Consider the following 425-nt stretch of genomic DNA (forward strand, 5'->3'; position numbering starts at 1 on the left):
ATCTATTGATGAAAATGATGCGCTCCGATTGGATCGAGCCGGTCTGGATGGTGGGCATAGACCCAGAGTCTGAAGGTTTAAAGCGTGCTCAAGAGTTTGGTATTAAAGTTTCCACGACCGGTGTTGATGGTCTGGTTCCACATGTATTGGAGGATGATATCCGCGTAGCGTTTGATGCGACCTCTGCATATGTGCATGCAGAAAATAGTCGGAAGCTCAACGAGTTAGGTGTGATCATGATCGACCTGACTCCTGCAGCTATTGGCCCGTTTTGCGTCCCTCCCGTGAACCTGGCTGATCATGCTAAGAACCTTGAGATGAACGTCAATATGGTGACCTGTGGTGGCCAGGCGACGATTCCTATGGTGGCGGCGGTTTCTCGCGTACAGGAAGTTGAGTATGGCGAAATTGTAGCCACCGTTTCA

Annotated in this window: 1 pseudogene; it reads left to right on the forward strand. The window is 50.1% G+C overall.

The features are described 5' to 3' along the window. A pseudogene (locus QWI17_RS06740) lies at positions 1-425 on the forward strand (acetaldehyde dehydrogenase (acetylating)); the annotation flags it as partial.

The sequence above is a fragment of the Gilvimarinus gilvus genome, assembly GCF_030518155.1.
GTDB lineage: Bacteria > Pseudomonadota > Gammaproteobacteria > Pseudomonadales > Cellvibrionaceae > Gilvimarinus > Gilvimarinus gilvus.